Here is a 25,811-nt window from a genome sequence, read left to right as displayed (position 1 = left end):
AGCGAGTCTCCCGCAGAGGGGGTGCTCGCCGCTCTGTCTGCGGAGCACCGCGAGCGGCTCATGGCCCTCGCACGCGAGGCCGTCCTTCCCGCCGCCACCCGGATCTTCGAGGAGGGCGACAAGGCCGACCGCTTCTGGATCATCCGCTCGGGCACGGTCGCGCTCGACATCCAGGTGCCGGGCCGTGGACGCGCCGTAGTCGAGACCATCGGCGCCGGCGCCCTGCTCGGCTGGTCGTGGCTGTGCCCACCCCGCCAGTGGCACCTCGGGGCAGAGACCCGGGGCCCCGTCAGCGCGTGGGAGTTCGACGCCGCCCCGGTGCACGACCTCTGCGCCCGGCACCCCGCGCTGGGCCTGGCACTGGTCACCGTCGTCGCCGAGACCATCGGAGAGCGGCTCCGGGCCACCCGCACCCGGCTCCTCGATCTGTACGGACCTCAGAGGTCTCAGGAGTCTCAAGGGTCTCAGGAGAGCGGTCCGGTGCCATGACCCTCACTCCTGTTCCGTACCGCCTGGTCGACCGCCGCGACGAGACGCACGACACGGCCACGCTCGTGCTCGAACCGGCCGAAGCGGCCCTGAGCCCCTTCGCACCGGGCCAGTTCGCGATGGTCTACGCGTTCGGCGTGGGCGAGATCCCGGTCTCCGTGTCCCGGGCCGTCGACGACCGGCTGACGCACACGGTCCGCGCGGTCGGCGCCGTCTCGCGTGCGCTGTGCGAACTGAGAGTCGGTGGATCGGTCGGCGTGCGCGGCCCGTTCGGCACGCACTGGGACCTGGCTGCGGCCCGCGGCCACGATCTGCTCGTCATCGGCGGTGGTATTGGCATCGCGCCGCTGCGCCCTCTGATCGACGCGGTCCTGGCCGAACCGCAGCCGTACGGGCGGCTGAACGTCCTCGCCGGTGCCAGAACCCCCGGTGATCTCCTGTACCAGGACGAATTCCCCTCCTGGGGAAGGCCGTTCGCCGCCGTCACGGTCGACCGGCCCTCCTCGGAGTGGACCGGCCGGGTGGGCGTGGTCACCGCGCTGCTCGGAGAAGCCCGGTTCACACCGGCGGAAACGACCGCCTTCGTGTGCGGCCCCGAAGTCATGATCCGCGCAACCGCCTGCGCCCTGATCCACCGAGGGATGTGCCCCGACCGCATCCAGGTCTCCCTCGAACGCAACATGCGCTGCGCCACCGGCCACTGCGGCCACTGCCAGCTCGGACCCCTGCTGCTCTGCCGCGACGGCCCGGTCGTCGGCTACGACCGAGCCGAACCCCTGCTGACCGTACGGGAGCTGTGAGATGAACACCCCTACCGTGCCCCGGCCTGCTTCCCGCCCCCGGCTCGGCGTGTTCAAGTTCGCCTCCTGCGACGGCTGCCAGCTCACGCTCCTCGACTGCGAGGACGAACTGCTGGGTATCGCCGGCGAACTGGAGATCGCGCACTTCCTCGAGGCGTCAAGCGACGTGGCACCCGGCCCCTACGATCTCTCGCTCGTCGAGGGTTCGGTCAGCACCCCCGAGGACGAGGATCGCATCCGGCGCATCCGCGCCGACTCCCGCCATCTCGTCACCATCGGCGCCTGCGCCACGGCCGGCGGCGTCCAGGCGCTGCGCAACTACGCCGATGCCGAGGAGTACCTGGCCGTTGTCTACGCCCGGCCCGACTACATCGAGACCCTGGCGACCTCCACACCGATCTCCGCCCACGTATCCGTCGACTTCGAACTGCGTGGCTGTCCCATCGACCGCGGCCAGCTCGTTGAGGTCATCACCGCCTTCCTCACCGGACGGAAGCCCGGCATTCCGAACCACGCCGTCTGCTTCGCCTGCAAGCGGCGCGGCAACGTCTGCGTCACCGTCGCCCACGGCACACCCTGCCTCGGGCCGGTCACCCACGCAGGCTGCGGAGCCCTGTGCCCGACCTACGGGCGCGGCTGCTACGGCTGCTTCGGACCCGCCGGAACCACCAACCTCCCCGCCCTCGTGCCACTCATGCACCGCGACGGGATGAGCGACGACGACATCGGCAGATTCCTGCACACCTTCAACGTCACCGCCTTCAGGGCCGTGGAGGACCAAGGGCCAGGCACGGGCGAGGAGGGGCCTCGATGAGCGAGAACGCGCCCCGGTCGCAGGTCCTGCGCGTTCCCGCACTCACCCGTGTCGAGGGCGAGACCGCTCTGCACCTGACGATCCACGACAGCACCGTCACCGAGGCGCACCTCAGCATCTACGAACCCCCACGGTTCTTCGAAGCCTTCCTCCGGGGCCGGGCGCACACCGAGCCGCCCGACCTCACCTCCCGCATCTGCGGGATCTGCCCCGTCGCCTACCAGCTGAGCGCCTGCCGGGCCGTGGAGGACGCGTGCGGCGCCGTCGTCGACGGACAACTCGCCGCCCTGCGCCGCCTGCTGTACTGCGGGGAGTGGATCGAGAGCCAGACGCTGCACATCCATCTGCTGCACGCACCGGACTTCCTCGGCCACGACGACGTGATCGGCATGTCCCGCTCCCATCTGGCACATGTGGAGCGGGGTCTGCGCCTGAAGCAGACCGGCAACGCCGTCCTCGAACTGCTCGGGGGACGGGCGATCCACCCGGTCAACGTCCGCCTCGGCGGTTTCCACCGCACCCCGGCCCGCGCCGAACTCCTCCCCCTGGCAGAGCGGCTGCGTACGGCCCTCGACGACGCCTGGGACACCGTGCGCTGGGTCGCGGGCTTCGACTTCCCCGACGCGGAATGCGACGCCGACCTGCTCGCCCTTGCCGAGGCCGGCACCTACGCCATCGAGTCAGGCGTCCCCACCGTGCTCCCGTACGACCGGGCACGTGCGCCCCGCAGCTTCCCGCTCCGCGAATTCTCCGACCACGTCACCGAGGAGCAGGTCGCCCACTCGACCGCCCTGCACTCCCGGCTGGACGGCCGAAGGCATCTCACGGGCTCCCTCGCCCGCTACGCGATCAACGGCCACCTGCTCTCCCCGCTGGCCCTCGAAGCGGCACGCGAGGCCGGACTGGGCGACCCTCCACCGCGCCCCGGAGGGGAGGCGGCCGGACGGGGCGAGGTCTGCAGAAACCCCTATCGGAGCATCCTCGTCCGCGCCGTGGAGGTCCTGTACGCCGTGGAAGAGGCCCTGCGGATCATTGCCGCGTACGAGCGTCCCGCCCACCCGTACGTGGAGGTGCCGGCCCGGGCCGGAATCGGGCACGGTGCCACCGAGGCGCCACGCGGCCTGCTCTACCACCGCTACGCGTTCGACGACGGGGGCCGGGTCACCGACGCCCGCATCGTTCCGCCGACCGCCCAGAACCAGGGCGCCATCGAGGAGGACCTGCGGCGCCTGATCCAGGCCGCGCTCGACCGAGGCGAGGATTCCGAGGCCGAACTCACCCGGGTCTGCGAGCGGGCCATTCGCAACCACGACCCCTGCATCTCGTGCTCGGCCCACTTCCTGGACCTGGATATCGAGCGGATGCAGGGAGTCACCTGACGCCCCCGTCCCGACGGTCGTCCCTCGCGACCGTCGCGGTGCACATGCATCCTGGGAAGGTGCCGCCTCCGCAGTGGACGGTCAGAGAAGGGCGGTGGGTACGGTGGAGTCACCCCTGGTCGTGGGAGTCGACGGCTCCGGTTCCGGCCTCGACGCACTGGACTGGGCCGTCGACGGGGCCGCCCGTCGCTCGCTCGCCCTGCGCCTGGTGTACGCCTCCCGGTGGGAACGGTACGAGGGGACCGCCGCCTTCGTCGAGGACCTCGAACGCCCTTCGGAGCAGCAGCTCATCGATGCCTTTGTCGATGTGGCCACTGAGCGAGCCCACCGCCGGAACCCGGGCGTCAAGGTCGTCGCGGAAGTCTCGGCGGAGGACACCGTGACAGCACTCGTGGACGAGAGCCGTCACGCGGCGATGCTGGTCACAGGGGCGCGCGGCCGCGGCGGACTGGCGGGTCTGCTGCTGGGCTCGGTGTCGCTGGGGGTGGCGGCGCGGGCGCACTGCCCGGTGGTCGTGGTCCGCGGGGACACGGCCGGCCGCAAAGGCACGCACGGGCGCGTCCTGCTGGGCGTCGCCGACACGGGGCAGGGCTCCAGCGCCACCTCATTTCGCGTTCCGGGAAGCCGCGGCACGCGCCTGCGAACTCGAGGCAGTCCGAGCCTGGCGCCGCCCGGCACACCAGCCCGCCGACCACACACTGCTGGCCGCCGACCCAGGGTTGTACGACAGGGAGAGGGCAGCCACGCAGATCGACGTGGCCGTAGCCGAGGGGGTGCGGGAGCATCCCGAGGTCCCACTGCGCCGCTCGACCGTCGAAGGCCCGGCATACAAGGTGCTGGTGCAGCGCAGCGCCGCAGCGGACCTTGTGGTCGTCGGGGCGCACCGCAGACAGGGGCACTTCGGTCTCCAGCTCGGGCGAGTCGCCCACACGGTGCTCCATCACAGCGAATGTCCCGTTGCCGTGGTACCGCAGGGGACATGACGGCGCCCGCCCCTCCTCACCCATGGACGAGCCCGGCTGGCGGACCGGCCCGGTACGGCGAGAGAACGGAGCGTTCCATGCACAGCAACGCCCTGCTCGTCCGCGACGTGATGACCCGCCGCGTGGCCGCCGTCCCGACGGATGCGGGGTTCAAGGAGATCATCGAGACGATGAGCGCCTGGGGGGCGAGCGCGCTTCCCGTCGTCGGCGCCGACCGTGTGGTCGTGGGGGTGGTCTCCGAAGCCGATCTGCTGGCGAAGGAGGAGTTCAGTGTCAGCCGACCCACCCTCACCCAGCAGCGATGCCGTCCCCGTGACCTCGCCAAGGCCACGGGAACGACCGCCGAAGGGCTCATGTCCAGTCCCGCGGTGACCGTGCCCGCGATGGCCTCGCTGCCCCAGGCGGCACGTCTCATGGCCCGTGAGAACGTCAAGCGGCTGCCCGTCGTGGACTCGGCCGGGCGGCTCGAAGGCATCGTCAGCCGCTCGGACCTGCTGAAGGTGTACCTCCGGCCGGACGAGGACCTGGCGGCGGACGTGCAGCAGGACATCCTCGGACGCGTACCGAAGGGCGCCGGTGACGAGCTGCGCGTGCGCGTGACGGGCGGCGTGGTCACCTTCACGGGCGTTATGGCCGACCCCCGGCTCGTGCCCGCCCTCTCCCGGATGGCCCGGGCCGTGCCCGGGGTCGTCGACGTCGTATGGGACCTGGACCGCGCGGACGGGTCCGCGTGACAGCTGAGGCACTGGTGCATGCGATCCCGCACCGCCCATCGACCCGCCGACTGAGCATCCCCTGAGACACCGACGGGGACTCACGCGCCCTGTGCTGCACCGGCCCCGGGAGCCGTGAAACGGTGTACGCCGATGGCTCAGGTCTGCGCAACGGCCTTGTGCCCGGCCTGCTGCAAGGCGAGCTCCGTCGGTCGGCGACCTGGTGTCCGATGCGCCCGCCCTCGCCGGTGCCCCCGGCCGTCACTGGAAGGCGGCGTGGATCTCCTGTTCGGTGGCGGCGTGGGAGACCACGAGGAGTTCGTCGCCGGGCCGCAGCCGCATCCCGGGCGTGGGGAGGGTGGGTTGGCCCTCGCGGACGACCGTGGCGATGACGGTGCCTGCGGGGAGGGTGATCTCGGCGAGTGTGCGGCCTGCGGCGCGGGACTGCGGTGTGATGGCGGTCTCGATCACGTCGACGCCCGCTTTGCTCAGGCGCAGGAGGGCCACGGTGTCGGTGGCGCCGGTGGCCTCCTCGATGAGGGAGATGAGGGGCGCGGCGGCGGGGACTGCGGTGTCGACACCCCAGTTCTGGTCGAAGAGCCAGGCGTTCTCCGGGTCGTTGACGCGCGCCGCGACGCGGGGGACGGCGAACTGCCGCTTGGCGAGGAGGCTGATGACGAGGTTGTCCTCGTCGTTGCCGGTGGTGGCGATGACGAGGTCGGCGGTGCGGGCTCCCGCGTGTTCGAGGAAGGCGGGCTCGCAGGCGTCCCCGGCGACGAGGCGCACGGGAAGGTGTCCTCCGAGCTCGGCGATGCGGTCCTCGTCGACGTCGACGAGGGTGACGTCGTTACGGGCGGCGGCGAGGACCTGCGCGATCTGGGTGCCCAGGCGCCCGGCGCCTGCGATGAGGGCCTTCATGTCCCCAGCTCCTTGTCCAGGAAGCCGCGCAGACGGCCGAGGGCGGTGGCCGCGACGGCGAAGGTGACCAGGTCGCCGGGTTCGACGGGGGTGCTGTGGGCGGGCACGAGGGAGCGCCCGGCGCGGGTCACCTCCACGACGCGGATCTCGCCGTCGACGTCGAACTCGGTCAGCCGCCGGCCCGTGAGATAGGCGGGCAGCTCGGACCGAACCAGCAGGGTTTCGCCGTTGCCGAAGGCGAGTTCGGGCGTGAGGTGGCGGTGCAGCAGCATCTGGTGGATCTGGTGCACCGTCCAGCGGACGCTGGCGATGGTGGGGATGCCGAGTTCCCGGTAGATGTCGGCGCGGCGGGGGTCGTAGATGCGGGCCAGGACGATCGGGACGCGGTAGGTCTCCTTGGCTGTCCGTGCGCTGACGATGTTGCTGTTGTCGCCCGAGGTGACGGCCACGAACGCGTCCGCGTGCTCGATGCCCGCCGCCTCCATGGCGACGCGGCTGTACGCGTTGCCCTCGTGGAACCGGCCGGGAAAGGTGTCGGGCAGATGCCTGCGGGTCCTGGGCATGCGATCGATGAGACGTACGTCATGGCCTTCGGTGACGAGCTGCACGGCGAGCGCGGACCCCACCCGCCCGCAGCCCGCGATGATGACTCTCATCCCGCTTCTCCCTTCGCGCTCCTCGGCCGGCGGTGGCGCAGCCACCATTTGCGGCTTTCCTCGGCTGCCAGCAGCAGTGCTCCGAAACCGGCGAGGACCGCCCAGTCGGCGGCGTCGAGCGGCGCGGTGTTGAAGAGGGCCTGCAGCGGGGGCAGATAGCTGATCGCCGCCATCAGCGCGATGCCGAAGCAGCCGGCGGCGAGCAGCCAGGGGTTGGACAGCAGTCCGATCCGGAACACGCTCTGCCGGTCGGTGCGTACCGCGAGCGCGTTGAAGAACTGGCTGACCACGATGCCTGCCTGGACCAAGGTGATCGCCTCGCGGTAGACGATGTCGTCCGCGGTGAAGTCGGAGTACGGGATTCCGGAGGCGTGGATGTGCCAGAAGAACACGGTGGTCACGCCGACGGCCTGGATGCCACCCAGGAACAGGACGCGTCCCATCACGGCGGCGGAGAAGAGCCGTTCGCGCCGGGAGCGCGGCGGACGGTCCATGACATCGGGCTCCGGAGGCTCGGCGCCGAGCGCCAGGGCGGGCAGCACGTCGGACCCGAGGTCGATCGCCAGGATCTGCACGGCGGTGATGGGGACCAGCGGGAATCCGGCGAAGGTCGCGGCCAGGATCGGCACCAGCTCAGCGATGTTGTGGCTGAAAAGGTAGACCAGGAACTTGCGGATGTTCTGATAGACCGACCGGCCGAGCCGCACTGCTGCGGCGATGGAGGCGAACGAGTCGTCAAGGAGCACCATGACCGCGGCTTCCCGGGCCACATCGGTGCCGGAGGCGCCCATCGCCACGCCGATGTCCGCGTGCTTGAGAGCGGGGGCGTCGTTGGCGCCGTCGCCGGTGACCGCGACGACCTCGCCGCGCCGCTGCAGGGCGGTGACCACCCGCATCTTGTGTTCTGGGCTGACCCGGCACAGCAGCAGCTCGCCCGAGTCGGCGAGGAGCGCGTCGAGTCCGGCGTCGTCCAGCTCGTCCAGCCGGGTGCCGGTGACGACCGTGGGCGCGGGCTGCCGCACGATCCCGACGCGGCGGGCGACCGCCTCAGCGGTCAACGGATGGTCTCCGGTGACCATCACGATGCGGATCCCGGACCGTCGGCACGCGTCGACGGCCTCGCTGACGTCCGGTCGCGGCGGGTCGAACATGCCGACCAGGCCCAGCAGCGTGAGCCCTCGCTCGACCTCGTGCCGGGCGGGGTGGGATTCGTCCACGACCCGCGATGCCGCCGCCAGTACGCGCAGCCCCTGTGACGCCAGTTGATCACTCGCTGCGGTCACCGTGGTACGAAGGTCGTCGGTCAGCGGCCGCCGCGCACCTCCCCAGTCGACGGTGCTGCAGCGGGCGAGGAGCTCCTGGGGCGCGCCTTTGACGTAGGCACGGTACCCGTCGGAGGACTTGTGCACGGTGCTCATCAGCTTGCGGGCCGAGTCGAACGGGTACTCCGCCACACGCGGCGCGGCCGCTTCCTCGTCGGACACATCCACACCTGCCTTCGCCGCGGCGACGAGCAGCGCCCCCTCGGTGGTGTCGCCGAGCACCCGCCGGCCCGCGTGGTCCGGCCGGCGGGACCCCACAGCGTCGCGGGACCCCACAGCGTCGGCCGGGGGAGGGACGAGTCGGGCGTTGGAGCACAGCCCGGCCGCGCGGAGCAGCTCCCGCACCGGCCTGGGGTCGGCCACATCGCCGACCGGCGCGTACCCCACGCCGGACACGGCATGTGACACACCGCCGGCCCACACCTGGACGACGGTCATCTCGGCCTGGGTGAGTGTCCCGGTCTTGTCCGTGCACACGACGGTGGTGGAGCCGAGCGCCTCCACCGCCAGCAGCTGCTTGACCAGTGCGTGCCGACGGGCCATGCGGCGTACGCCGATCGCCAGCGACACCGACAGTGTCGCGGGAAGCCCTTCGGGTACGAGCGCGACCATCACCCCGAGGGCGAACACGAAGGTCTCCACGAGCGCCTGCCCCGTGGGCACGCGCACCGCGAACAGGACAGCCCCGATCGCCAGCGCCGCACCCGCCACCCGGCGGGCCATCAACGAGACCTGGCGCTGCAACGGAGTCTTCTGCCGCGGTGCCGCCGCGGCGAGCCGGAAGATCCGCCCGAACTCCGTCGTCGCACCGGTGGCGAACACCACGGCCTTCGCCGAGCCCGCCACCACATCGGTGCCCATGAAGACGCAGTTACGTGCTTCGAGCACCGGGCCGCTCGCCACGGGTTCACCGGTGCGACCGACGGCGTCGCTCTCCCCCGTCAGGGCCGCGTTGTTCACCGCGACCTCGTGCGCGTCGACGAGCCGGCAGTCCGCCGGCACGGCGTCTCCGGCTTCCAGGACGATGACGTCTCCGGGCACCAGGCCGGGCGCGGGCAGCTCCTGCCGCTCCCCGTCGCGGAGCACTCGGCAGGTGTGCGGCACCATTGCCTGCAGGGACTCCGCCGTCCGTTCGGCCGAGTACTCCTGCGCGAAGCCGATGGCCGCGTTGAGCACCACCACTCCCAGAATGGCTACGGCCAGCTGCAGGGTGCCCACGTCGCGCGGCTCCTGAAGTCCGTAGGCCAGGAACGTGACCGCGGACGCGACGAGCAGGACGACGGCGAAGAGGTCGGTGAACTGGCCGAGGAGGTCACGCCAGAGCCCTCTCCGCCCGGCCCGGGGGAGCTCGTTGGGCCCGAATCGGTCCCGCCGCGCCGCTGCCTCCGCCGCCGTCAGTCCCCGCGGCGAGGTGCCCAGGGCGGCGAAGACGTCCCCGGTCGGCAAGGTCTGTACCGCCCGGCCGCGCTCGCCGCCGGGGGCCGTCGGTTCGCGTCCCCTGTCACCGGGTGTCAGTACGGGGGTTCCGGTACCCATGGGCCACCTTGGCGCGACGCGGCCACGCCACGGCCACGCGGACCGCTGCGACCTTGTACTCGGGGCAGGACGTGACGGTGTCCGCAAGGGCGGAGGCGAGGCGGTTCACACTGCTTGCGGGGCAGTGGAAAGAGGAGAAGTCCGGGCCGGGGGCCGTCCGTTCGCCGGCACGGGCGACGGGGCGGGCCGGCCCGTGCCCGCCCTCGACGACGACCTGCACGTCGTCACGCACGTCGTACCGGACGACGCCGTCGGGGCGGTGGTCGGGGAAGTGGACCGGACCGAGTGCGAGATTGCCGCCGCGGCGGGCCATACCGCCGGAGTCGCCCTGGGCCCAGCGCCCTCCGGTGACCAGGATCACCAGCCTGAAGTCGTCGCCGGGCTGTTCGCCGGGTGGCAAGCAGGGGGTCGCGGTGAGGCGGGTCCGCCCGTCCGGCGTGACGGACCTCTCCGTGCACAGCGCGGCTTTCCCGGGGCGGTGGTGATTCGGGCAAGACCACGGGACGGCCCCCTCGCAGTCCGGTGAGACCGTGCCCGCAGTGGTGTCCAGCTCGCGCTCCACAGCGGTGGCATGCCGGCCGCCCTCTGCGGCGAAGCACGCCCTCGCCGCGCAGACCCGAACATGACGGCGGCCGTGCGGGGCTGCGAGGCCCGCGTGGCAGCGGGCCGGCCCGAGCCCGGCGGCGGCGGGCAGGCCCACACGGGCGGCGACAGCCGGAGCACAGGCCTCGGGGCCGTCCGCCGTTGCCGCCCTCGTTGCTGCCCTCGCCTCGGCCCTCGACTTGATCAGCCGGTCTCCGCGCGGCCCGCGCCGGTCGGCAAGGGCCCGAAACGCGTCGAAACGGTCCGCAGGACCCACGGAAACCATGCCCTCATCGTGGCGGCAGTCGCCCCGGGCCGCATCCTGGCCCGGCGTGCGGGGACGTCGGCGCCTGGAGCCGGGGCCTCCGCGCCTCAGACCCGTGCCAGGGACGAGCGGTCCAGGAGCACGATGCCGACCACAGCGGTGGCCGCCCCCAGCGCCTGCACGGTCAGGGCCCAGGTGGAGGACGCGAGTTGCTCGCCGAAGACGGCGATGCCGATCAGCACGGCGCCGATCGGCTCGAGGGTGTCGATGACCGGCAGACTGATGGCCAGGGAGCCTGCCTGGTAGGCGCTCTGCGAGAAGACCAGGGCCGTTACACCGACGACGACCAGTGCGTACGGCTCCCAGTACGCCAGGGCACCGAATCCTTCGGCGCGGAAGCGGCCTGCCGCACTCTTGGTGAGGCTGTCGAGCAAGGCGAACAGCAGAGCCGCGCAGGTCGCGTACAGGGCCGTCCGCGCCGTCGCCCGGCTTCTGCGCCCGATCGGGGCCAGCACCGCCACCGCGCCGCCGACGGCCGCGAGCACCGGGAGCCATGCGTACCCCACCGGCACCTCCGACCCGGCAGGGGACGGCGGCAGAACCGTCAGGAACGCGGCCACACCCCCCGCAGTGCAGGCGATTCCCGTCACCTCCCCGCGCGTCAGGGGCAGGCCGCGGTGCCGGGCGAGCAGGGGTAGCGCGAAGACCAGATCGGTGGCGGCGAGCGGCTGGACCAGGACCAGCGGGCCGTGGGCGAGAGCGAGGCCGAGCAGTGCGTAGGAGGCGATGGTCAGGCCCATACCCGCCAGCCATTTCGGCCGGCGTGCCAGGTGGAGCACCAGCCGCAGCCGCAGGGCCTCCCCGGCGGGCGCCTCGCGCGCCGCCTGCTGCTGGAGCACTGACGCGACTCCGAAGGCGAGCGCGGAGAGCAGGGCGGCCGGCACCGCGACAGCCGTGTTCACGGGCCCAGCATCCCGTCATGGGTGACCGTGGCCCTCCCCGACACGCAAGCGCCCGGAAACGTGGGGTGCGACAGGGTGCAGCGTCCGGCCGAGCGGGGTCACGTCCCGCCGGGAGGGGTCAGTGGTGGGCGACGACGGCGACGGGTGAGGCGCAGTGGTGGATCACCGCGTGCGCGACCGGACCGATGCGGGCGCCCAGGCGAGACCGGCGGCCGCGCCGGCCGACGACGACCAGGTCCGCATCGTCGGCGGACTGCACCAGCAGCTGGGAGGGCGCGCCCACGGGTGTCCGCTCGACGACAGTCACCGACGGATACTTCCGCTTCCAGGGCGCCAGCATCTCCGTGAGGCGGTGGGCGATGTCCGGAGCCATGTCCAGCTCGGCTTCTTCGAGCGCGAGTGCGTCGCGGACGACCGGCGGGAGTGACCAGCCGTGGAGCGCCCGCAGACGGGCGCCGCGGCGCGCGGCCTCGTCGAACGCGAACTCCAGGAGCGGGTCGCAGGACAGGTGGACATCGACACCGACCACCACGTCACGCGGGGCTCCTGCCGGAGAGTCCTGGTCGGTGCCCGCAGGCTTCGGTGCCCGTACGAGAACGACCGGCGCCTCGGTGGCAGTGATCGTCTCCATGCCGACCGACCCGAGGACGAAGCCCTTGACGCAGCTCAGCCCGCGGGAGCCGAGGACCAGCAGGTCGGCCTCGGCCGCCTCCGCGGCCAGGGCGGCGGGCGGCCGCCCGGACAACCGGCGAGTGGTGATCTCCAGGTGTGGGTGCCTTTCCCGCAACTGCTCCGTGGCCCCGGCCAGGAGCTGGTCGGCCCAGCGTCGTTGTACGTCGGCCCTGGCCTCGGGATCGGCGGTCCAGACCGGCCACTCGTCCGCGTGCACGAGGCACAGCGGCACCTCCCGCAGCAGCGCCTCCCGTGCCGCCCATTCGGCGGCGGCGGCGCTCTGGGGCGACCCGTCCAGGCCGGCCGTCACATGGCGGGACATCGGTGCTGGCCTCCTTCGTGCCGCAGGCTCGGCCGTGGCTTTCAGGGTCCCGGTGCGACGCCCCCGCGATGAAGGGCCGAGTGGTCCCCGCGATCTGCCCCATGCGGACCTGTGCCGTACCGTCCGGTGGCGCTTCACTGGTATTGACGAGGAGGACAGGACAAGGACACGGAGCAGCGGAGCGAAACCGCTCACCGTGCAATCCGGATCCACGAGAAGTGGGTTGTCCTCCCCGCCGTTCTCTGTGCCGACACGGTCGAGCCGGCAGTACGCGGTGCGCGGGACGGTTCCGCCGGGACGCATCGCCCGGCGTCCGGACCGGAGCTCCTCTCGGCCTTTGCCACGATCGCGCTCGGCCCCGGGCGGGGCGGAGCGGCACTGTCCGAACCTGAACCGTGAGAGGACGTTATGCCGTCGATTCGCCGTGTGATCCCCCTCTCCGAACTCGGTCGGCAGGACGTCGGCCTCGTCGGGGGCAAGAACGCGTCACTCGGTGAAATGATCACCCGGCTCGGCATCGGCGGTGTACGGGTCCCCGGGGGCTTCGCCACGACGGCGGATGCCTACTGGGAGCTGCTGGACACGGCCGGTCTGCGTCGCACGATCGCGGATCACATCGGCCGACTGCACCAGGGAGCGTCGCTCGACGACGTGGGTACGGCAATCCGTACGGCCTTCCTGGCGGCGCCCCTGCCGCCGGCTCTGGAAGCCGCTGTCGTGGGGGCGTACGCACGTCTGGGCCGTGACGCCGGGCGCCAGGACCCGGATGTGGCGGTGCGCAGCAGCGCCACCGCCGAGGACCTTCCGGAGGCGAGCTTCGCGGGCCAGCAGGAGACCTTCCTCAATGTCCGCGGCGTCACGGAGCTGCTCGATGCCTGCCGGCGCTGCTACTCCTCGCTCTTCACCGACCGGGCCATCGACTACCGGGAACGGATGGGCTTCGACCACCTGGCCGTGGCGCTCTCCGTGGGCGTGCAGCTCATGGTGCGCTCCGACCTGGCCGGATCCGGCGTGATGTTCACCCTCGACACCGAGAGCGGCTTTCCGGACGCGATCACGATCAGCGCGGCCTGGGGCCTCGGCGAGACCGTGGTCAGCGGGCAGGTCGATCCCGACGAGTACACCGTGTTCAAGCCGACCCTCAAGGACCCCGCGCTCGACCCGGTCATCTATGTGCGCATCGGGGGCAAGAAGCTCAAGACCGTCTACGCGGACGAAGGCATGACCCGTACCGTCGACACACCCGAGACGGAGCGCGGACGCAGGGTCCTCGACGACAGCGAGATCCGGGCCCTCGCCGGCTGGGCCGTCGCCATAGAACAGCACTACGGCGGGCCTATGGACATCGAATGGGCCAAGGACGGCATCACCGGCGAGATCGCCGTCGTCCAGGCCCGCCCCGAAACCGTGCAGTCCCGTCGGCGTACCACGACGCTGCGCCGCTACCGTCTGACCGCCGGTGGCGAACGCCTCGTCGAGGGCATGGCGGTGGGCGAGGCGATCGGCCAGGGCCCCGTCAGGGCACTCGACGCGCCCGTCGATCTCGACCGCTTCCCGGCCGGCGCCGTCCTGGTCACCGGCATCACCGACCCGGACTGGGAGCCCCTCATGAAGCGGGCGTCCGCGATCGTCACCGACCACGGCGGCCGCACCTCGCACGCCGCCATCGTCAGCCGGGAGCTCGGCGTCCCCGCCGTCGTCGGGTCGGGCCGCGCGACCCGGGTGCTCCGGGACGGCCAGGACGTGACCGTGTCCTGCGCCGAGGGCGAGCACGGACACGTCTACGCCGGCCTTCTCGACTACGAGGAGACCGAGACCGATCTCTCCGGACTGCCGTCCACCCGGACCCGCGTCATGCTGAACCTCGCCGACCCCGCGGCCGCGTTCCGGTGGTGGCGGCTCCCCGCCGACGGAGTCGGCCTGGCCCGGCTTGAGTTCATCGTCGCCCACCAGGTCAAGGCCCACCCGATGGCCCTCGTCCACCCCGAGCGCCTGGACGCCGCGGACCGGCGCCGCATCGACGAACTCACCCACGGATACCCCGACCGCACGCAGTACTTCACGGATCGCCTCGCTCACGGTGTGGCACGCATCGCCGCCTCCCGCTGGCCCTCTCCCGTCATCGTCCGCACGAGCGACTTCAAGACGAACGAGTACGCCCGGCTCCTCGGGGGGCGCCCCTTCGAGCCCGACGAGGCCAACCCGATGATCGGCTGGCGTGGCGCCAGCCGGTACTACAGCGAGGGCTACCGCGAAGGTTTCGCGCTCGAATGCCGTGCCCTGCGCCGCGTACGGGACGACATGGGACTCACCAACGTCATCGTCATGATCCCCTTCTGCCGCTCGCTGACCGAGGCGGACCGTGTCCTGTCGGTCATGGCCGACGAGGGCCTCGACCGAGGCGCCAACGGGCTCCAGGTCTATGTGATGGCGGAGATCCCGGCGAACGTGATCCTCGCGGAGGAGTTCGCCGAACGCTTCGACGGCTTCTCCATCGGCAGTAACGACCTCACCCAGCTCACCCTCGGAGCCGACCGCGACTCGGAAGCGCTCGCCGAGGTCTTCGACGAACGTGACCCCGCCGTCACCCGCAGCATCGAAACCCTCATCGCCCGGGCCCATGCCTGCGGCCGCCCTGTCGGCCTGTGTGGCCAGCGCCCCAGCGACGACCCGGACTTCACCGAATTCCTGGTCCGCGCCGGCATCGACTCGATCTCCGTCGCACCTGACAGCTTCGCCGCGGTGAAGGGCCATGTGGCCGCAGCCGAGCAGAACGGGAACGGGGCCGGCGCGACCTGAAGGGACGGAGGACCGCAGTGACCCTGACCCGGACGACCACAAGACGAGGGGGGCCGGCGGGTCCGGCTGAGGTATCAGGGCGCGTCGCGTGTGGCGCCCGGTGCCGACGGCGTGGTCCGCGTCGACGGCGTGGTCCGCACGGCCTCCATGTCGCCATCGGCCGCGGTCATCAGCTGCCGCCCGAGATCGTGGAGGGCGCGGCTCACGGACAGTTCGTCGCCGATCTCCGGCACGTCTTCGTCGGCGGGGCTGCAGTGGGCGACCCCGTGGCCGGTGAGAACGGTCGTTCCCGTGTCCAGCACGACGCGGGCCTTCGTCGTCCGGTCCTCCTCGAACAGATAGAGCCGGATCTTCCACTCGGCCGTACGGGTCATGACGTCCCTCCGATCCGGTACCGCAGGGGGTTCACTGCGGTACCCGCATCACGCCGCTGCCGTGGGGCGCGTACAGATCGAGGAGACGGACCCGAGTGGCCTGCAGCCGGTGGGTGACGACCTCCAGTACGCGGCGGGTCAGCGCGAGACCGAGTGCGGGATCCACCTCGCACAGGGCGCGTACGGTCCTGGCGTCGAACTCATGAGCCCGCACCAGGCTGAAAGCTTCAGCCCCGAGCCGCCAGCCGTAGGGAGGCACCAGCCAGGACCAGCCGAGCAGATCCCCGTGGCCCAGCGTCTCGACGGTGGCAGCGCAGCGGCCGTGCGCCTGGAGATCGAGAGTGACGGCGCCGGTGCGGATGATCCAGAACCGGTCGGCCGGTTCGCCCTCGTCGAAGATCCGTGTGCCGGCGGGGAACGAGACCTGGTGCGAGCACGCCATCAGGCGGTCCAGGCCCTCTGACGGCAGTCCGTGGAGAAAGGTGCTGTTCATCGGTTTCCTCCCGGGTTCTGGGCCCGGCGGTCGGTGCGGGTGCGGGTGCGGCCGCGGGTGCAGACCGAGGCCATGCCTCCAGGCTGCTCCGACGGCACGCCGCGCACGTGGGCCAACAGGTCCCAGCCGTGTGGCCATGCGGCCTCGGCCCGCTTCAGGTGGGGCCATGCCGCGTGGGCCCCTCGTCGGGCACGGCGGTCAGTCGTGGGCGACGACGGCGACGGGGGCGGGGGAGTGGTGGATCACCGCGTGCGCAATGGGGCCGATATGCGCTCCCAGGGGGGATCTGCGGATGCGCCGGCCGACGACCACGAGATCCGCGCCGGCTGCGCAGTGGATCAACTGCTCTCCACGCGAGCCCACGAGCGCCTGCTCGACGACGTCCACCGACGGGAACTTCTGACGCCAGGGCATCAGCAGGTCGGCGAGCGCACGGTCGGCTTCCGCGGCAACTTCCCGACGGACGCCGTGGTCGGGCAGGGGATCCTGGTTGAGCACCAGGGGAAGCGACCAGCCGTACACGGCGCGCAGCGCACACCCGCGCCGTGCGGCCTCGTCGAAGGCGAAGCCCAGGGGCGCGTCGCAGGGCTGGTCGACATCGACCCCGACGACCAGGTCGCGGTACGGGCCGGTCCGGACAGGCGGCGGCTCGTCGCTCGGATGCTCTGGCGCCCGTACGAGGACGACAGGCTGCTCGGTGGCGCTGATGGTGGCCATGCCGACCGAGCCGATGAGGAACCCCGCGATACGGCTGAGCCCGCGCGATCCGAGCACGAGCATGTCCGCCTCGCCCGCCTCGGCGGACAGAGCCGCGGCGGGCCGCGCGGAGATCCGCCGGGTGGAGATCTCCAGCCCGGGACGGCGTTCCCGCAGTTTGTCGGCGGTTTCGGTGAGCATCTGATCGGACCAGCGCTGCCGGGACTCGGGGCCGCTCACCGGCGTCGTGACGGATACGGGCCAGTCCTCGGCGTAGACGAGGCGCAACGGCAGGCTGTGCAGCACGGCTTCGTCGGCGGCCCACGCCGCCGCCCAGCGGCTTTCGGGCGAGCCGTCCACGCCGACGGTCAGATGACGGATCATGGTGCGGATCTCCTTCGGAGCGAGTGCGCCGGCCGAGGCGGTGTTCGCCGGTGACCCCGGGCAGGCGGCAGCGGCGCGCTGCCCGTGGCGCCTGGGCGGTGTGCGCGGAAGTCCGCCCAGGCGTCCGAGGGCGGTGTCACGTGGTGTGCTTGATCTCGATGTGTTTCGGCTCCGGCTTCGCTTCGCCGAGGCCCACGCTGACGGTGAGCATGCCGTCGGCGTACTCGGCGCGTACGTCCTTCTCGTCCGCGCTCTTGGGCAGGGGAACGCTGCGGGTGAGAGATCCGTACCGGATCTCGCTGCGGTGCTTGTCGACCTCGCGCTCGGTGCGCTCGGCCGTGATGGTGAGGAGGCCGTCATCGACGGTGACGTCGAGATCCTTGACGTCGATGCCGGGGATTTCGGCACGGACGAGGTACCGGCCCTCCTCGGTGTATTCCTCGATCCTCATGGTGTACAGATCTGCCATGGCCGGCATGGTGAATCGAGTGGGAAAGGCCTCGAACCAGTCGGGCAGGTCGGGGAACGGGAACTTCTGCTTGCGTGCGAGTACGGCCATGACCCGGCTCCTCGGTATCGCGGTGACAACACGTCCAGTCCACCGCGCCGGGTTCACGTTCGCGCGGGCCGAAGAGGCAGTATCGGGGTCCGAACGTCCCCAGTTCCGTGGTTCACGGACGAACGGCTCCAGGAACGGGCCCACTCGGTCCTGCCGTGTCGGCCGTCCCCTGCGTAGCGTGCTGGTGTGAGACGGCGGCTGCCGAGCTGTCGCCACCCGGAACGCAGACCGGTGGAGGAGCCATGACATCTGCCAGCGAGGTACTCCCGGTCGTCTTCGGCGTCGACACCGTGGACCAGGATGCAGCACTGGCCTGGGCGACCGATGAAGCCGCCCGCCGCGGGGTGCCGCTGCAGTTGGTCCACGCGGTGCTGCCCGTGGCCCATCGCGTGCGCGGCGTGGAGGAGACCGCTCATCACAGGGCCCTGCGGGAGCTTGGGGACGAGGCGCTCGACAAGGCCATGGTTCGTGCCCATGAGCGTCAGCCGCGTCTTGAGGTGACGACGTTCATCACGGACGCCAATCCGGCACATGCGCTGGTACGTCAGTCCGCGCACGCGGGACTGGTGGTCCTGGGATCGCGTCGGCTGGGCCGGCTGGCGGAGGTGCTCAGCGCGGCTTCCACGGTGGTCCCCGTCACCGCGAACGCCGCATGCCCGGTGGTCGTGGTACCGGAAGCAGAGCACACGGTGGAGGAGCCTCCCTGCCTCGTGGTCGGGGTGGACGGCAGCCCGTCGGCCGACGCAGCCCTGGACCATGCCCTGGAAGACGCTGCCTCGCGAGGGGCCTTGGTGCGGGCGGTGTGGGCCTGGCAGCGTCCTGCGCTGGGATTCATCGACGAGCAGGCCGCCGTCGAGGCGTGCCACGTGCGGTTGCTCGAAGCGACCGCGGGACGGTCCTCCGCCCACCAGGACGTGCCGCTGAACCACGCGGTGCTGCGGGGACATCCGGTCGAGGTGCTGGCCGAGGCCGCCGCGCATGCCCTCGCCGTGGTCGTCGGCCGTCGTGGCCGGGACGGCTTCACGGGCATGCGGCTCGGCTCCGTTCCGCACGGTCTGCTGCACAGGGCCGTGAGCCCCGTGGTCGTCGTGCCCCCCTCGGTCCACGAGGACGGCTGACCCTGGCCGCGGGACACTGAGAGGTGAGGGCCGCCTCGGCCGGAGTGCGTTGAGGAGCCGACCATGACTGAGCGTGAGATGTCCTCGACGGGAGCCGAAGCCCGCCGGGTGGCCCCGGACGGGACGCCGGCGCCGCCCGACGAGCCCCGGCGCGAGGACCTGCTGCTGCGCTATGCCGGCGCCGTGGCCTCGGTGTCCGCGAAAGAGGCTGCCGCCCGCCGACCTGCGGCCACCGGGCCGGCGCCCGCCGAGCGAGCGGACGAGGCCGCTGCGGCGGGGGGTGAACCCGAGCCCTTGCTGGTCCGTGAGGTCATGGACGTACCCGCCCCATCGGTGCGCGCGGACGTGCCGTTCATGGACATCGCGCGGAGCCTGACCCGCGAGCACGTCGGAGCGCTGCCGGTCGTCGACGCCGAGGACCGTGTGCTGGGTGTGGTGTCGGAGTCCGATCTGCTGGCCAAGGCCGCCGTGGAGGCGACGGAGCACCGACCGGGTCCGCTCGGCCGGTTGAGGGAACGGCGGCTGCACGACAAGGCACGCGGCGAGACCGCGGAGGAGCTGATGACCACCCCGGCCGTCACGGTATACCCCGGCCAGACGGTCGCCGAAGCGGCCTGGCTGGTCGCCCTGTCCCGTCTCAAGCGTTTGCCGGTGACGGACCACGACGGGCGTCTCGTCGGTGTAGTGCACAGGAACGCCCTGCTCAACGCCCTGATACGTGATGACGACGACATCCGCGAGGAGATCGAGTCCAGGATCCTCGCGAAACTCTTCCCGGCCGCCCGGAGCACCGTGGAGGTTGCCGTACGCAACGGCGTGGTCGACCTCAGCGGACGGATGGCAGAGGCCGATGTCCCCCGTCTCCTCGCACAGATCAAGGACATCGACGACGTGACCGATGTGATCGACCACCTCGGCAGGGCGTGAGGGCGCGTGAGCGCGAGGGGGTCACAGCGAGAGGTGGACCCTCGACTCCTGCCCGGCAGCCGCGCGACTCCGGATCCCGGTCCCCTCAGCGTGATGGTGATCTCGGGTGGGACTTCGAGCGTGTTCTTGACGGTGCAGTGCGAGATCACCGCCTGCATCGCGGAGGCACGGGACGGTGGCAACTCGGGGACGTCGACCAGGATGCTCAGTGAGGCCACGCGCGCAGGGCGTTCCGAAGCCATCGTGTGGTCGGCCGTGACGTGGAGACCCTTACGCGCGATGCCGTGGCGGTCGAGGAACCGCCCGGCGTAGTGGGCGACACACGACGTCATTGCGGCCACAAACAGTTCCACCGGTGTGGGCGCCGTGTCATGGCCACCGTCCCCAATGGGCTGGTCAACCGTCAGTACATGTCCTCGTACGGTGACTTCATAGGCATCGCCGGAGATGGGAACGACCTCCGCATGTCCCGCTCGGCCCGGCGGAATGGGTTCGACCGCTTCGGCCTGGAACAGCAGAAGTGCGGCGATGCGCCTGGCCTCTTCAGGGGTCAGCGAGGCCCAGACCTCATCTCTGTCAAACGGCTCGCACACGGTATCGAGGACCACGCGCCCCATCGCGGCGGGCAGTCCTGCGGGCACGAATCTGGAGACGCTGACCGTGCGGCCACACCCCGTGTGCACGGTTTCCGCCTGTGTAATCGACTGCTTCTCGGACACTGGTGTCACCATCCGAATCACTCGCTCCTGCCGCACTCGGCGGGCTCCGGCACCGCAAGTCCGACGCTCGGCCGGCGGCTGGGGCAGTCGCATCGCATGCCGGTCACGGCGTGCTGACCGTGGCGACATCCGGTGCCTCCGACCGTTCCGTACCGCTGTGGCTGCCTGGCAGCTCCGAGTGTTGCCGTCGAGGGCCACCGCGGACAGGGCCGACCGGGGCGGACCAGGGGGCTGTTGGGCCCCGGTGCCGGCACGCACGGGGAGTGTCGGACCCCGTGGTGTGCCCGCCGGACCTCCGGTGTCCTCGTGGCGCGATCATGTCGATGACCGGAAACCCTTACTCGCGCGGCAGAATGCCGTCCACGACCAGCATCCCCTCGACGATCGGGCACCGGTGCTGGAAGCGCTGGTGCTCCTTCCCGGTGCAGAAGCACATGACGCGTTCCACCCCCGCCCGGCGTGTGGCGCCCCCACGGCGGCCGAATGGCCCATCGCACTGGCCTGCAACAGGCGGAAGCCGGCGGTGGAGCCTAACTTCGCCAGTGGGACAGCAACCCAAGCGATTCCGACTGCGGTGTAAGGGCTGTAAGGAGCCGGGACATGACGGTGCGACAACCGGGGGCCCGCCATGCGAGACGGGGTCTGAGCCGCACGGCAGGCGTCTGCGCGCTTGTCGCGGTGTTCACCTTTGCGGGCTGCCCGCCCGCTGCCGCCGGTGCCGCCGAGAGTTCACCACCGAACCGGCCGCACCTGTGTGCGACGGAGCCCGCTCCCCCGACCGGCAGCGCGACCACCCCGCCGCCGATCACCTCGGGCAGCGACGTGTGGAGCTTCGTCTCCGAGCCGGGCCTTCACCCCCAGCGGGTCACGGTGACTGCGCACGAGCCCGGGACGGCCCCCGGCAAGATCTTCGTCGGCCCCTATGCCATCGGTACCGCGGTGTACGGCCAGACGGGGGCACTGATCTCCGACAACTCCGGCGATCCGGTCTGGTTCCGCCCGCTGTCCTCCCCCGACCTCCAGAACGCGGACTTCAAGGTTCAGACGTATCACCATCCAAGGACCGGGAAGGCGAAGCCGGTGCTGACCTGGTGGCAGGGATCCATCGCCATTCCGCCCACCTACACGAACCTGCCGGGTGGCGCTCCCGAGCCGGGCGGGTGCTACTACATCTACGACAATCACTACCGCCTCCTCAAGACGGTCTTCGCGCATCACGGCTTTTATCCGGACGAGCACGAGTTCCTGCTGACCCGCAGGGGGACCGCGCTGTTCATCGCGACCAAGCCGGTCCCTATGGACCTCAGGCCCTACGGAGGCCCTGAGGACGGGGCCATCCTGGACAGCGAGATCCAGGAGGTCGACCTGGAGACGGGCAGGCTCGTCTTCTCCTGGGACCTGCTGGACCACCTGGACCCCGCCGATTCCGAGGTGCCGGCCTCCGACGCCGCGTCGTCGGGCGGGGTGTGGGACGCCTACCACCTGAACTCGCTCGATGAGGGGCCCAGAGGGGAGCTGTTGATCTCGCTCCGCAACTTCTGGGCGATCTACGACATCTCCAGGAAGACCGGAAAGATCAAGTGGCAGCTCGGCGGCAAGGACAGCGACTTCACCTTTGGCCCCGACGCGGATTTCTACTGGCAGCACGACGCGCGGTTCGGGCCGAAGGGCACGATCAGCATGTTCGACGACGGCTGCTGCGACCAGCCGGACGGTACTCCGGAACAGGAGTCGCACGGCCTGGTCCTGGATCTGGACTTCGACGAGCGCCGCGCGAGCGCCGTGCGGACCTACTACCACCGGCCACCGCTGTTCTCCGCGTCTCAGGGAAACACCCAGGCCCTGGACAACGGCAACAAGTTCATCGGATGGGGCCAGAACTCGTACTACTCGGAATACGCCAACGCGGGGAACACGGCGGGCGACGGCTCGGAGAACCTGCTGTACGACGCGCAGATGCCGGGCTCGAACATCTCGTACCGGGCCTTCCGGAACACGTGGGTAGGCAAGCCCTACTATCCGCCGCGGGCTGCGGTGAAGTCCGACGGCGGTGAGAGCGTCGTATACGCCTCCTGGAACGGTTCGACGCAGACCAGAGCATGGCGGGTGCTCGCCGGACCGGACCCCGATTCCCTGTCGGTGGTCGTGCGGCACGCCAAGCGGACCGGTTTCGAGACGGCGGTCCCGACGGACGCCCCAGGGCCGTACTTCCAGGTCAAGGCGTTGGACGAAGAGGGGCGGGTCCTCAAGTCCTCCGAGGTGGTGACCCTTTCCCCATGAGGGCCGGCATGACCGATTCCACTGCGGAGCCGCGTCCCGATCCCACACGCCAGACCCATTTGGGAATGCGTCCCGGCGAACTCGACGGCAAGTGGTATGCGAAGTACTGGAATCCTGTGATGGCTCCGCTGCCGGAGCACGTCAAGGAGGCGATCTCTCTCGGTCCGCAGGCGCCTCCGCTGTGTCTGGGCCTGGACGGCGCGGGGACACTGGACAGGGCCGGATACCAGGATCTGGAGAACGGATACAGCCTCTTCGACGACGGCTCCATGCACGTTGCCACAGCAACCCATATGCCGCGAGTGTCCCCTGACATGGTGGACTGGTGGTTCTGGTGGCATGCCACGGAGACCCAGCGGTACAAACTGTGGTATCCACGTGCCCACCTGTACGCGGAGTGGTCCGGCGGTGCGGAGGAAGAAGTTGCTCGTTATCGCGAGCGGTACATCGGCGGCACATCGTTCGTGGATGAGTACGTCGGCAACGTACCCGGCCGTCTCGCCATTCGTTTCGTGCGTCCCGGCAGTCTGGGATTCAGCGAGGACAGGCTCGATCCGCAGCAGGCGACCGCGGTCTGCGCGAGGGTCGGGTTCTCGGATGTCCCACTCGACTGGGGACATCTGGTCCATCATGTGCGTCTGGTGGACGGTGGCGCCGAGATGCGTTCGCGGTTCTGGATGGGCGGAAGTCACGTCTCCCCCCGGGAGGGAGTATCCCTGACCGGTGAACTCGAAAGGGTCGCCGAAGGGGTGAGGAATCTGGGAGAAGCACAGGCCCGCGCCATGGTCGTGCACTGCTCGCAGGAGATGAACCATCTTGCCGTGTTCCTCCCCGACATCTTCGACGAATTCGAACGCAGCGAACAAGAGTGACGGGCCCGGCGTCCTATGCCCTGGGATGCGTGCACAGATGATGCCGATGTGACTCGCGAAGGGAGCGGACATGGCGAACCAGATCGAGGGCAGGGTGCTGCGGCGCGGCGACTACCGCTACGAGAGCCTGCGCCGTGACGCCTGCTGGCACTCGGGGGTCCCCGGCCGCTATCCCGAGGTGATCGTGCTGGCGAACAACGAGGACGATGTCGTCGGAGCGGTGAAGCTGGCCAGGGAGGAGGGCCTGCAGATCGCGGTGCGTTCAGGCGGCCACAGTTGGTCCGGGTCGCACCTGCGCGACGGCACGCTGCTGATCGACCTCTCCAATCTGCGCCGTGTGACCGTCGACAAGGAGGCGATGACCGGCACCGCCCAGCCCGGAATCAAAGGGTCAGAGCTCAACTCCATGCTGGCGGAGAAAGAGCTGTTCTTCCCCACGGGTCACTGCACGGGCGTCTCCATCGGCGGCTATCTGCTGCAGGGGGGATTCGCCTGGGCCGGGCGGGACTACGGACCGGCCTGCATGTCAGTCACCGGCATCGATGCGGTCACCGCGAACGGCGAGCGGATCCATGCCGACGAAACACAGAACGCCGACCTGCTCTGGGCTGCCCGAGGCGCCGGTCCCGGCTTCTTCGCCGTCGTCACCCGGTTCCACGTCAAACTCTACCCGCGCAAGCGAATCACGATGAACAGCGGCTACTTCTGGCCCGCCTCGGCCGCGCGGGACATCTACGGCTTCGTGCACGAGATCGGCAGCCGGACACCCACAGAGATCAACCTCATGTGCAACCGCGACCCGATGGCGAACGACGAGCCGCTCATCTCCCTCAACGCCACCGCCTTCACCGACACCGAGGAGGAGGCCAGAGAACAGCTGTCGGTCTTCGAGTCCTGCCCGGCACGCGCTCAGGTGCTCACCACACGGCTCAACGAGGTGACCGACACCGGCACCCTGAGCCGGCTCGGCACCGATCCGCACTACGACGAGACCAAGCGCTATCTGGCCGACAACATGTGGACCCACGCCTCCTTCGACGGCCTCTGGCCCAACTTGGAGGCCATGCTGAAGACCTGGCCCCCCGCGCCCTCACACATGGTGCTCTACAACTGGGCAGGGTACGAGGGACAGCCCGAACGCCCGCCGATGGCCTACTCGGTGGAAGACGAGCTGTACTACGGGCTGTACGCGGCCTGGACCGATCCAGCCGACGACCGGAAGTACACGGACTGGGTTACCGACCACATGCAAGCCTGGGAGCCATATGCCAGCGGCATCCAGCTGGCCGACGAAAACCTGATCAACCGCCCCTACCGCTTCGTGAGCGACGAGAACCTCCAACGCCTCGACGACCTCCGCGCCACATGGGACCCCGACGGGCTCTTCATCTCCTGGCTCGGCCGCCCCGAACCGGCCGCCAACACTCGGAGGAGTCGCTGAAGGAACGACCCTGAGAGACGGGGCGGGTTGCGGTGAAGTCCCGGCCGAGCAGGTCGGGCGACGCGGCGGAGGTGGCGTCGGCCTTGGTCAGGCTGCGGCGCCCGGTGCGGCGGCTGTTCCCGGCGATGCCTCGCTCGCGCATGACGCGCTCGACCCGCTTGCGGTTGACCAGCTTGCCCAGCCGGCGTAGTTCTGCGGCGACGCGTGGGACGCCGTAATTGCCGCGGGAGGCGATGTGGATCACCGTGATCTCGTGGGCCAGGGCCTCATCGGCCGGTCGCCTTGCTTCGCGGGCCTCGACCCCGGCGACCCAGGCGTAGTACGTCGAGCGGCCGGTCCTCATCGCTTTGCGCAACAGGACGATCGTGTAGTTTGCCTTCTCCGCGTGGATGAACCGGCATATCTCGCTCACCGGTCGCTCTCCTTCGCGAAGAAGGCCGTCGCTTTTTTCAGGATCTCGATCGTCTTCGCCTGGTCCGCGGTGAGCTTCCGCAGCCGCCTCAGCTCCTTGTCGCGGTCGTCGGCCGCCTGCACGGACTGGTCGAGGCCGGTCATGGCCTTCTTCACCCAGGCCCGTAGGGACTCCGGACTGATCCCGAGCTCCCGGGCGACCTCGGTCACCGTCCGACCCGAGGACCGAACGAGCTCGACTGCGTCCCGTTTGTACTCGTCGGAGTACCGCTTCGCGTAGTTGCTTCCCACCTGGCACTGCTTCCCCTGGGATCTCTCGTCCCAG

General features: G+C 70.5%; 24 protein-coding genes and 3 pseudogenes. 13 read left to right on the top strand and 14 right to left on the bottom strand.

From position 1 onward, the window contains the following. Nucleotides 1–60: 60 nt before the first annotated feature. From KK483_RS03725 to KK483_RS03700, 7 genes and pseudogenes are all read left to right on the top strand, one after another. Nucleotides 61–489, top strand: a complete 429-nt coding sequence (locus tag KK483_RS03725) for a cyclic nucleotide-binding domain-containing protein (protein ID WP_262003690.1) — start codon at nucleotides 61–63, stop codon at nucleotides 487–489. Further along, entirely contained in the window at nucleotides 486–1,289 is an 804-nt protein-coding gene (locus KK483_RS03720; RefSeq protein ID WP_262003688.1) for an FAD/NAD(P)-binding protein, read from the top strand. The genes KK483_RS03725 and KK483_RS03720 overlap by 4 nt, the downstream gene beginning before the upstream one ends. A gap of 1 nt (nucleotide 1,290) precedes the next feature. After that, the gene (locus KK483_RS03715; protein WP_262003687.1) at nucleotides 1,291–2,103 is read left to right on the top strand and encodes an oxidoreductase; all 813 of its coding nucleotides are present in this window, start codon (nucleotides 1,291–1,293) and stop codon (nucleotides 2,101–2,103) included. Further along, complete coding sequence (locus KK483_RS03710; RefSeq protein WP_262003686.1) at nucleotides 2,100–3,482, top strand: Ni/Fe hydrogenase subunit alpha; 1,383 nt, start codon at nucleotides 2,100–2,102, stop codon at nucleotides 3,480–3,482. Before KK483_RS03715 ends, KK483_RS03710 begins: the two co-directional genes overlap by 4 nt. Before the next feature lie 73 nt (nucleotides 3,483–3,555). Beyond that, nucleotides 3,556–3,945, top strand: a pseudogene (locus tag KK483_RS35270) (universal stress protein); the annotation flags it as partial. Nucleotides 3,946–4,147: 202 nt separating this feature from the next. Then, nucleotides 4,148–4,465 (top strand): annotated as a pseudogene (locus KK483_RS35265) (universal stress protein); the annotation flags it as partial. A 77-nt stretch (nucleotides 4,466–4,542) separates the two neighbouring features. Beyond that, nucleotides 4,543–5,199: a CBS domain-containing protein gene (locus KK483_RS03700; RefSeq protein ID WP_262003684.1), complete on the top strand. Its 657-nt coding sequence runs from the start codon at nucleotides 4,543–4,545 to the stop codon at nucleotides 5,197–5,199. Nucleotides 5,200–5,439: 240 nt separating this feature from the next. On the opposite strand, the gene KK483_RS03695 is transcribed toward KK483_RS03700, so the two are convergent. From KK483_RS03695 to KK483_RS03670, 6 genes are all read right to left on the bottom strand, one after another. After that, the gene (locus KK483_RS03695) at nucleotides 5,440–6,096 is read right to left on the bottom strand and encodes a TrkA family potassium uptake protein (protein WP_262003683.1); all 657 of its coding nucleotides are present in this window, start codon (nucleotides 6,094–6,096) and stop codon (nucleotides 5,440–5,442) included. Further along, on the bottom strand, nucleotides 6,093–6,752 hold the full coding sequence (locus KK483_RS03690; RefSeq protein ID WP_262003681.1) for a TrkA family potassium uptake protein: 660 nt from the start codon (nucleotides 6,750–6,752) through the stop codon (nucleotides 6,093–6,095). The genes KK483_RS03695 and KK483_RS03690 overlap by 4 nt, the downstream gene beginning before the upstream one ends. Beyond that, nucleotides 6,749–9,610 (bottom strand): cation-transporting P-type ATPase, encoded by a 2,862-nt coding sequence (locus tag KK483_RS03685; RefSeq protein ID WP_262003679.1) that lies wholly within the window; start codon nucleotides 9,608–9,610, stop codon nucleotides 6,749–6,751. Before KK483_RS03685 ends, KK483_RS03690 begins: the two co-directional genes overlap by 4 nt. After that, the gene (locus KK483_RS03680; protein ID WP_262003677.1) at nucleotides 9,576–10,010 is read right to left on the bottom strand and encodes a hypothetical protein; all 435 of its coding nucleotides are present in this window, start codon (nucleotides 10,008–10,010) and stop codon (nucleotides 9,576–9,578) included. The genes KK483_RS03685 and KK483_RS03680 overlap by 35 nt, the downstream gene beginning before the upstream one ends. Before the next feature lie 554 nt (nucleotides 10,011–10,564). Further along, nucleotides 10,565–11,419 carry a DMT family transporter gene (locus tag KK483_RS03675; RefSeq protein ID WP_262003676.1) on the bottom strand — a complete coding sequence of 285 codons (855 nt, stop codon included), beginning with the start codon at nucleotides 11,417–11,419 and terminating at the stop codon, nucleotides 10,565–10,567. A gap of 118 nt (nucleotides 11,420–11,537) precedes the next feature. Beyond that, nucleotides 11,538–12,413: a universal stress protein gene (locus KK483_RS03670; protein WP_262003675.1), complete on the bottom strand. Its 876-nt coding sequence runs from the start codon at nucleotides 12,411–12,413 to the stop codon at nucleotides 11,538–11,540. Between the two features lie 408 nt (nucleotides 12,414–12,821). Between KK483_RS03670 and ppsA the strand changes: the two genes are divergently transcribed. After that, nucleotides 12,822–15,212: a phosphoenolpyruvate synthase gene (ppsA, locus tag KK483_RS03665; protein WP_399013220.1), complete on the top strand. Its 2,391-nt coding sequence runs from the start codon at nucleotides 12,822–12,824 to the stop codon at nucleotides 15,210–15,212. Between the two features lie 74 nt (nucleotides 15,213–15,286). Here the strand turns inward: ppsA and KK483_RS03660 are convergent, their stop codons facing one another. The 4 genes from KK483_RS03660 to KK483_RS03645 all read right to left on the bottom strand — a co-directional run bounded on the left by KK483_RS03660 (nucleotide 15,287) and on the right by KK483_RS03645 (nucleotide 17,718). Further along, a complete protein-coding gene (locus tag KK483_RS03660) occupies nucleotides 15,287–15,586 on the bottom strand; it encodes a DUF1876 domain-containing protein (protein WP_262003672.1) in 300 nt (99 codons plus the stop codon). A gap of 31 nt (nucleotides 15,587–15,617) precedes the next feature. Beyond that, complete coding sequence (locus KK483_RS03655) at nucleotides 15,618–16,079, bottom strand: cyclic nucleotide-binding domain-containing protein (RefSeq protein WP_262003670.1); 462 nt, start codon at nucleotides 16,077–16,079, stop codon at nucleotides 15,618–15,620. A 198-nt stretch (nucleotides 16,080–16,277) separates the two neighbouring features. Continuing rightward, nucleotides 16,278–17,159, bottom strand: a complete 882-nt coding sequence (locus tag KK483_RS03650) for a universal stress protein (RefSeq protein WP_262003669.1) — start codon at nucleotides 17,157–17,159, stop codon at nucleotides 16,278–16,280. 136 nt (nucleotides 17,160–17,295) lie between these two features. Further along, on the bottom strand, nucleotides 17,296–17,718 hold the full coding sequence (locus KK483_RS03645; protein ID WP_262003667.1) for an Hsp20/alpha crystallin family protein: 423 nt from the start codon (nucleotides 17,716–17,718) through the stop codon (nucleotides 17,296–17,298). 242 nt (nucleotides 17,719–17,960) lie between these two features. Here KK483_RS03645 and KK483_RS03640 point away from each other — a divergent pair, with 242 nt between their 5' ends. Both KK483_RS03640 and KK483_RS03635 read left to right on the top strand, forming a co-directional pair. Continuing rightward, entirely contained in the window at nucleotides 17,961–18,836 is an 876-nt protein-coding gene (locus KK483_RS03640) for a universal stress protein (protein WP_262003665.1), read from the top strand. A gap of 63 nt (nucleotides 18,837–18,899) precedes the next feature. Beyond that, on the top strand, nucleotides 18,900–19,763 hold the full coding sequence (locus KK483_RS03635; RefSeq protein ID WP_262003663.1) for a CBS domain-containing protein: 864 nt from the start codon (nucleotides 18,900–18,902) through the stop codon (nucleotides 19,761–19,763). A gap of 152 nt (nucleotides 19,764–19,915) precedes the next feature. Here the strand turns inward: KK483_RS03635 and KK483_RS03630 are convergent. Further along, nucleotides 19,916–20,095, bottom strand: a pseudogene (locus KK483_RS03630) (OsmC family peroxiredoxin); the annotation flags it as partial. 724 nt (nucleotides 20,096–20,819) lie between these two features. Then, nucleotides 20,820–20,930: a hypothetical protein gene (locus KK483_RS03625; protein WP_313878092.1), complete on the bottom strand. Its 111-nt coding sequence runs from the start codon at nucleotides 20,928–20,930 to the stop codon at nucleotides 20,820–20,822. A gap of 152 nt (nucleotides 20,931–21,082) precedes the next feature. Between KK483_RS03625 and KK483_RS03620 the strand changes: the two genes are divergently transcribed. From KK483_RS03620 to KK483_RS03610, 3 genes are all read left to right on the top strand, one after another. Continuing rightward, nucleotides 21,083–22,762 carry an arylsulfotransferase family protein gene (locus tag KK483_RS03620; RefSeq protein ID WP_262003661.1) on the top strand — a complete coding sequence of 560 codons (1,680 nt, stop codon included), beginning with the start codon at nucleotides 21,083–21,085 and terminating at the stop codon, nucleotides 22,760–22,762. An 8-nt stretch (nucleotides 22,763–22,770) separates the two neighbouring features. Continuing rightward, entirely contained in the window at nucleotides 22,771–23,634 is an 864-nt protein-coding gene (locus tag KK483_RS03615) for a DAPG hydrolase family protein (RefSeq protein WP_262003659.1), read from the top strand. Nucleotides 23,635–23,704: 70 nt separating this feature from the next. Then, on the top strand, nucleotides 23,705–25,075 hold the full coding sequence (locus KK483_RS03610; protein ID WP_262003657.1) for an FAD-binding oxidoreductase: 1,371 nt from the start codon (nucleotides 23,705–23,707) through the stop codon (nucleotides 25,073–25,075). On the opposite strand, the gene KK483_RS03605 is transcribed toward KK483_RS03610, so the two are convergent. Further along, on the bottom strand, nucleotides 25,020–25,487 hold the full coding sequence (locus KK483_RS03605) for an IS3 family transposase (protein ID WP_262003656.1): 468 nt from the start codon (nucleotides 25,485–25,487) through the stop codon (nucleotides 25,020–25,022). The genes KK483_RS03610 and KK483_RS03605 overlap by 56 nt on opposite strands. Continuing rightward, nucleotides 25,484–25,777, bottom strand: a complete 294-nt coding sequence (locus KK483_RS03600) for a transposase (protein WP_262003654.1) — start codon at nucleotides 25,775–25,777, stop codon at nucleotides 25,484–25,486. Before KK483_RS03600 ends, KK483_RS03605 begins: the two co-directional genes overlap by 4 nt. Nucleotides 25,778–25,811 lie beyond the last annotated feature (34 nt).

Source organism: Streptomyces sp. FIT100 (assembly GCF_024584805.1).
Classification (GTDB): Bacteria; Actinomycetota; Actinomycetes; order Streptomycetales; family Streptomycetaceae; genus Streptomyces.
Note: the sequence above shows the minus strand (reverse complement) of the source record. Positions and strands in the feature narration are given on the sequence as shown.

Excerpts from the sequence above, each read along its gene's own strand:
- KK483_RS03690 (WP_262003681.1), bottom strand. The coding sequence starts at position 6,752 with ATGAGAGTCATCATCGCGGGCTGCGGGCGGGTGGGGTCCGCGCTCGCC.
- KK483_RS03725 (WP_262003690.1), top strand. The coding sequence starts at position 61 with ATGGCCCTCGCACGCGAGGCCGTCCTTCCCGCCGCCACCCGGATCTTC.
- ppsA (WP_399013220.1), top strand. The coding sequence starts at position 12,822 with ATGCCGTCGATTCGCCGTGTGATCCCCCTCTCCGAACTCGGTCGGCAG.
- KK483_RS03645 (WP_262003667.1), bottom strand. The coding sequence starts at position 17,718 with ATGGCCGTACTCGCACGCAAGCAGAAGTTCCCGTTCCCCGACCTGCCC.
- KK483_RS03610 (WP_262003657.1), top strand. The coding sequence starts at position 23,705 with ATGGCGAACCAGATCGAGGGCAGGGTGCTGCGGCGCGGCGACTACCGC.
- KK483_RS03650 (WP_262003669.1), bottom strand. The coding sequence starts at position 17,159 with ATGATCCGTCATCTGACCGTCGGCGTGGACGGCTCGCCCGAAAGCCGC.
- KK483_RS03715 (WP_262003687.1), top strand. The coding sequence starts at position 1,291 with ATGAACACCCCTACCGTGCCCCGGCCTGCTTCCCGCCCCCGGCTCGGC.
- KK483_RS03620 (WP_262003661.1), top strand. The coding sequence starts at position 21,083 with ATGACGGTGCGACAACCGGGGGCCCGCCATGCGAGACGGGGTCTGAGC.
- KK483_RS03700 (WP_262003684.1), top strand. The coding sequence starts at position 4,543 with ATGCACAGCAACGCCCTGCTCGTCCGCGACGTGATGACCCGCCGCGTG.
- KK483_RS03670 (WP_262003675.1), bottom strand. The coding sequence starts at position 12,413 with ATGTCCCGCCATGTGACGGCCGGCCTGGACGGGTCGCCCCAGAGCGCC.
- KK483_RS03695 (WP_262003683.1), bottom strand. The coding sequence starts at position 6,096 with ATGAAGGCCCTCATCGCAGGCGCCGGGCGCCTGGGCACCCAGATCGCG.
- KK483_RS03655 (WP_262003670.1), bottom strand. The coding sequence starts at position 16,079 with ATGAACAGCACCTTTCTCCACGGACTGCCGTCAGAGGGCCTGGACCGC.
- KK483_RS03720 (WP_262003688.1), top strand. The coding sequence starts at position 486 with ATGACCCTCACTCCTGTTCCGTACCGCCTGGTCGACCGCCGCGACGAG.
- KK483_RS03615 (WP_262003659.1), top strand. The coding sequence starts at position 22,771 with ATGACCGATTCCACTGCGGAGCCGCGTCCCGATCCCACACGCCAGACC.
- KK483_RS03635 (WP_262003663.1), top strand. The coding sequence starts at position 18,900 with ATGACTGAGCGTGAGATGTCCTCGACGGGAGCCGAAGCCCGCCGGGTG.
- KK483_RS03685 (WP_262003679.1), bottom strand. The coding sequence starts at position 9,610 with ATGGGTACCGGAACCCCCGTACTGACACCCGGTGACAGGGGACGCGAA.
- KK483_RS03710 (WP_262003686.1), top strand. The coding sequence starts at position 2,100 with ATGAGCGAGAACGCGCCCCGGTCGCAGGTCCTGCGCGTTCCCGCACTC.
- KK483_RS03640 (WP_262003665.1), top strand. The coding sequence starts at position 17,961 with ATGACATCTGCCAGCGAGGTACTCCCGGTCGTCTTCGGCGTCGACACC.
- KK483_RS03660 (WP_262003672.1), bottom strand. The coding sequence starts at position 15,586 with ATGACCCGTACGGCCGAGTGGAAGATCCGGCTCTATCTGTTCGAGGAG.